This window comes from Deinococcus sp., assembly GCF_018260555.1.
In the GTDB taxonomy this organism is placed as follows: Bacteria; Deinococcota; Deinococci; order Deinococcales; family Deinococcaceae; genus Deinococcus.
The window spans coordinates 1-5223 of sequence record NZ_JAGLBB010000111.1; the positions used below are offsets into that span (position 1 = coordinate 1).

Annotated in this window: 5 protein-coding genes; 4 read left to right on the forward strand and 1 reads right to left on the reverse strand. The window is 65.7% G+C overall.

Annotated features, from left to right (window positions below; all coding sequences use genetic code 11):
- Positions 1–660: 660 nt before the first annotated feature.
- Positions 661–1059, forward strand: a complete 399-nt coding sequence (locus QZ271_RS13810; RefSeq protein ID WP_291432453.1) for a heme-binding protein — start codon at positions 661–663, stop codon at positions 1057–1059.
- 25 nt (positions 1060–1084) lie between these two features.
- Here QZ271_RS13810 and QZ271_RS13815 read toward each other — a convergent pair whose 3' ends face one another.
- Positions 1085–1237 (reverse strand): hypothetical protein, encoded by a 153-nt coding sequence (locus QZ271_RS13815; protein ID WP_291432445.1) that lies wholly within the window; start codon positions 1235–1237, stop codon positions 1085–1087.
- Between the two features lie 196 nt (positions 1238–1433).
- On the opposite strand from QZ271_RS13815, the gene QZ271_RS13820 reads away from it, so the two are divergent.
- From QZ271_RS13820 to QZ271_RS13830, 3 genes are read left to right on the forward strand one after another with little or no spacing between them, the layout of a single operon-like run.
- Positions 1434–3860 (forward strand): DUF4157 domain-containing protein, encoded by a 2427-nt coding sequence (locus QZ271_RS13820; protein WP_291432447.1) that lies wholly within the window; start codon positions 1434–1436, stop codon positions 3858–3860.
- On the forward strand, positions 3857–4507 hold the full coding sequence (locus tag QZ271_RS13825; protein ID WP_291432449.1) for a hypothetical protein: 651 nt from the start codon (positions 3857–3859) through the stop codon (positions 4505–4507). The genes QZ271_RS13820 and QZ271_RS13825 overlap by 4 nt, the downstream gene beginning before the upstream one ends.
- 4 nt (positions 4508–4511) lie before the next feature.
- On the forward strand, positions 4512–5126 hold the full coding sequence (locus tag QZ271_RS13830; protein WP_291432451.1) for a hypothetical protein: 615 nt from the start codon (positions 4512–4514) through the stop codon (positions 5124–5126).
- The last annotated feature ends 97 nt before the right edge of the window (positions 5127–5223 follow it).

A 5223-nucleotide genomic window follows, 5' to 3' on the forward strand; every position in this document is an offset into this window, starting at 1 on the left:
AGTTTGGGCAGGCATCGTCAGCGATACCCAGACTCTACACTTTGCGCCGCACCCCACCCCCCTGCTGAGCAGTTACAGAATTTGATTGATTAAAAGATTGATCATCATCAGAGAAGCCGTCCGATTTGCGTCGTGCACGTCATTTTCGGATTTTTACTGACCGAGATGTCCGAATACCCACTCTGCGACTGACCAAGATGTCCGAACAAAACCAACCCAGATGTCCGAACGAATCTCCACTCAATTGACCGAGATGTCCGAACTGGCGTAAGAGCAAGTGGCCGAGATGTCCGAATCGATCCAGGTGATTTTTACCCCCAAAAGTTCGGACATCTCGGCCAGTTCCCACGTGGCACTTCTTTCTGGAAAATTCACGTTGGCGACGGTCTGCAACTCCTCGCCTCTTCCACAACTGACCGAGATGTCCGAACTCCTGGATGACCGAGATGTCCGAATTCCTCGGAGCTTGAAGATCTGCACCGACCACCTGCATTGAGGTTCGGACATCTCGGCCACTCCTGCACGTGATCGCTGCCATCCAGGCAAGAAGCAGTAGCTCAGACAACACCAGCTCAGACGACCCCTGCCCCCGCGACCGCTGCACCGGCGACTCCCGCGCCGGTCACCCTGGCCACCACCCCGACCATCTCACCGGCCAGCCTGAGCCTCAGTGCCGCCACCCGCATCGCCACGCTGGCCGTGAATAACTGCGCGCAACTCGGGTACCACGTGAGCGTCACCGTGGTCGACCGCAGCGGCGTGACCCTGGCTGTGGCCCGCTCGGAGAACGCGGGGCCGCACACCCTCGGCGCCAGCCTCGGCAAGGCGTTCACCAGTGCCAGCGCCCGCAACCTGACGAGTGAGATCGCCAGGAACCTGCCCAGCAACCCCGGCCTGGCGGACATTCCCGGCTACCTCGTCCTGGCGGGCGGGGCGCCCATCCGCGTGAACGGCGCCGTGGTCGGTGCCGTCGGTGCCGTCGGCGTCAGCGGCGCTCCCAGTGGGATGATCGACGAGGAGTGCGGCCTGGACGCCACTGCAGCCGTCTTCGGTCAGTAATCGCGTCGGCGGGGCGAAGTACAGGTCACGCCAGTCGACCGGGGGAGAGGACACAGAAGGGGAAGAGAGCGTGTGAGGTGTACTGGGCGACCCCGCCCTCCTCTACGGCCCATACGTCCCGGCTGGGCGGCAGGTGCAGGTCCGTGACGAGCAGGCTCAGGTCGAGCAGATCCTTCACGTAGGGCTGGCTGCTGCCCGGCCGCGGGCAGGTGTAGCGTGTAGCGTCTCCACGAAGTGCGCGGGGCCCGGGTCGCTGGGGAAGGTCGTGAACGGCAGGCTTGCGAAGGACTCGATTCAAGACGATGGGGGCCGCCATGACCCCTCACGCTCATTTGCGCTGACCTGCCGTCCACTTGCGCGGTACGCTGCCCGTCATGATCGAACGGGTCCAGCAGACCAGACGCAAGGCTCCGCCTCCGCAGCGGAAGCCAGAACAGATGGACGTGCCAGTGGCCCCGGAGCCCCTCGCCGTCCAGCGGCAGGCCCTCACGAAGCACGGCGCCCGCCCACAGACCGCGCAGCGACACGCCGCCGGACCAGTGCTCCGGGCCGCTGCCCTGGACCGCCAGGAACACGCCCGCCTCGAACAGGAGCGCGCCCACGTCCAGCGGCAGGTCGCCGCACTCGGTGAAGTGACAGCCGTGGAGAGGCAGGCGGATCCCCGCCCCGTTCCCGACCGGCCCACCACGCCCGCCGAGTGGGTGACCGTGATGCGCGCCCGGGCCGAAGAAGTCCAGGGACGACCGCTGGATTCCCGGAGCAGCGCAGCATTCACCGCTCTGCAGCGGCAGGTCGCTCAGACCCTCGCGCAGGGGTTCAGGGCAGATCGGGGCGACGCTCAGGCCCGCTACGCCACGTACGGGGAGCACCTCGCCACCCTGCAGCGCCATCCGGTGAGCGCACCGGTCGCCCGGGTGGTGCTGGGCCTGGTTCCACCAGCGGAGCGTCTGCTCCTTCAGCGGGCGGTCGACGAGACCCTGCAGCGCTTCCAGGCGCAGGAGCAGGCTGCCCTGAACTTCGACACCCTGCAGACCCTCCAGCGGCAACTGGCCGAACTGGACGCCGAGGCGACGCAGCCAGTCCTGCAGCGCATCCAGGCACGTAGGGGAGCGGGTTCCCCGCTCCCGGAAGCCATCCAGCGTCACCTGGAGCAGGGACTGAACCATGACCTGAGCCGCGTGCGGATTCACGATGACGCCGAAGCAGACAAGCTGGCCAAGGGCGTGAACGCCATTGCCTTCACAACGGGCACGGACATCTTCTTCCAGTCGGGACACTTCAATCCGAACACCCAGAGCGGCCTGGAACTCCTCGCGCACGAGGTCACGCACACCGTCCAGCAGAGTCAGGGTCGCGTCGGGACAGGCATCGACCCGGACGCCGGACTGGAGAGCGAGGCCCGGACCATGGGCGCCCGACTGGCGAAGAGGCCGGGGAAGCACAGGCCCACGTTGCCAGCTGTGACTGCGGCGCCCCGTCACACCAGCAGCGGCCTCCTCGTGCAGCGCCAGGCCGCTCCGGGCCAGCCGGCCTTCAAGTTCAGGGACGTCAACTTCTGGAAACCCATCCCCGGCGCCATGTTCGAGGGCGCCAAGCAGGCCCTCGTGGACGTCTGGGAGCTCATCAAGAACCTGCCCGTCATCGCGCAGCAACTCCCTGAACTTACGCGGAAAGCGGTCGCCTGGCTCCGCACCATGGACACACTGCAGGAATGGAAAGCCGTCGCGCAGGCACTCGGGATGGGCGCCCTGACCGCCGGGCAGAACTGGCTCAAGCAGACCGCCGCGCAGCAGGGCGCCGCGCTGGGCCGCTTTGTCGGTCAGATGATCGGCGAATTCGCACTCGGCAAGGGCGCCGGAGCCGCCCTGAAAGCCCTCAAGGGTGGCGGCGGTGTCGTGAAGATGTTCGACGACTTCACCGATAGGGTGGATAGCGCCCTGCATCAGATGGGAGGCGGTGGGCCTAGGCCCGCACTGGCCGGCGCAGGGTACGGGCCGTCGCTGCCCAGCCCAGCACGGCCAGGCAGCGTGCGCACGCCAGCGCCCCTCCCGTCACTGAGTAGCCCTTCACGGATGACCGCGGCGGCCCCCACCAGTGGCGAAGTGATCTCCAAGGCGCTGCAGACAGCGATGGATGCGAAGAACTGGAACGCCGTCCGGGCACTGCTCGGCAAGGCTCCGCCCGCCAAACTCCCGGACGGCTACTTCTACCGCACCCTGGAGAACGGCAAGAAACAGATCGTTCGCAAGAAAGCGGACGACGACCAGTTCGTCATGCTCACCATTGACGAGAACGGCAAGGTACAGGTCGCCGATCCCAACGTCAGCGACCGGATCAGCGTCGCCTCCGCCATGAAGAGGAACTTCAAGGCGGCGATGGGCCGGGCGGTCCGTGACGGGTACCAGCTGCATCACCTGATCCCGGACAACCTGGTCCGCAGTCACCCCCTGATGCAGCTGGCCATGGCCAAGGGGTACGACCTGGACCGCGCCTCCAACCTGCTGGAAATGCCCGGCCGACCCGAGGTGCGCCAGAGCGTTCAGGAGATCGTGGGGCACTTCGGCAGCCACGACAAGTACGACAAACAGGTCAAGGATCGTCTAGATCTTCTCCTCGCGACTCTCAAGGATGACCACCCTGGGGGCTTCACCGATACTGATCTGATGGAAGCAATCAGGACTCTGGAAGATCAACTACGGGAGTTGTTCAGAAGTGGTACACCTCCGACTCGTTGGGACCCGGATACGAAGTCCAACGTGCTGACCGACGCGGGTCCCACGCCCGTCGAGGGACAGGCATGAGCGAGTTCTACTTCCTCATGGCTGACATTGACCGGCTCAACCCTGACCTCGGCGGCAGCGAGGTCAATCAGGTGGACCGCAGCCCCATTCATGCAACTCTGACGACGCCAGACGGCCCTGTCGAGATAGCTGAAGACCTGTTCTTCTGGTTAGGCACCGAGGAACCGTTCCACGTGCCCGAACCCGTCGAGTTCACTGGCTTCTTCCCGACCGTGCTCGAGACCGATATGCCCATCGCTGAGAAGCGGCTCCCACTTATTTCCCGGGCGCTCCTGACTACCCTGCTGGAAGTGGGTGACTTCCCGCACCGGGTCATCACGACCCGCATCACCGACGACGTGGAAGCCAGCGGCGGCGACCCGGACTACCCCGTGGGCCGCACAACCGACGCCTACATCCTCCTTCAGGTTCTTGGGCATCTCGACATCCTCGACCTGGAACGCTCGGAGTATGGACGGCACAACGAGCGCACAGGAAGCGTGACCGGTCTGGAGAAGGCTGTTCTGCACCTTCCCAAGTCCGGCCTCCCACCCCTCTTCTGCCTCAAGCCTGCCCGCAGGCACCTGCTGGTCTCGGCCGCAGGCCGGGCCGCGCTCGAGGCCGCTGGCATCCGGGGCGTCAGGTTCTCGGATAACCCCTACTACTGACCGCATGGTGCTCCCCTCCTTCCTGCAGGGCGAGGACAGCTTCGAAGTCAGCGAGCGCCTCGAGGCACCCATCCGCCGGATCGCGCAGGGCACGGCGTCAGTCCTCGGTGCCCTCATGCCTGTGCACAGTCCCGACAGTCGGCGCTCCAGCATCCCGGTGATCCTGGCCACCCGGAGTTTCGCGGGTGGCTTTCACGCCCCGGCGCTGCTGGGGGCGCTGTATGACGCGCTCGTCACCGTGGCGCTGGAGACCGACACCGACGAGGAGAGTGAGCAGGTGATGGCCCGACTGACCGACCTGTACCGGGAGTGCCTCGCTCACCCGTGGGGCGTGCTGTGCGCCCTGCCGATCGAGGCGCAATGCTGGATCTACGAAGGCGCCCTGATCAAGGGGCAACTCAGTCCCGAGCGCATCCGACTGCTGCTTGAGGCGGTGACCCGGGAGCGGGACTGGTTGCGCTCGATGGACGGGCGGTACGACGATGGGCGCGAGAAGCCCGGGCATCTCTGGGAAGCCCACACGGTGGTCAGCTGGCTGGCGGCACGCCATGGGCTGCCAGCGCCTACCTCGCAGGCCACCTGGGATCAGATGGTTCAGGAGCTGCATGAGCGGCTCTGAGAACGGAAAGGCTGCCCCTGGCCGGTACGTACAGGTGGTCGGTGTGGCGATGGGGATCCTGATGGACCTCTACCGCTCCAGCGAGGAAGTCGGTGAC

What these genes read in the sequence shown, in the direction of transcription:
- QZ271_RS13820 (WP_291432447.1), top strand. Translation starts at nt 1,434, where the DNA reads ATGATCGAACGGGTCCAGCAGACCAGACGCAAGGCTCCGCCTCCGCAG.
- QZ271_RS13830 (WP_291432451.1), top strand. Translation starts at nt 4,512, where the DNA reads ATGGTGCTCCCCTCCTTCCTGCAGGGCGAGGACAGCTTCGAAGTCAGC.
- QZ271_RS13825 (WP_291432449.1), top strand. Translation starts at nt 3,857, where the DNA reads ATGAGCGAGTTCTACTTCCTCATGGCTGACATTGACCGGCTCAACCCT.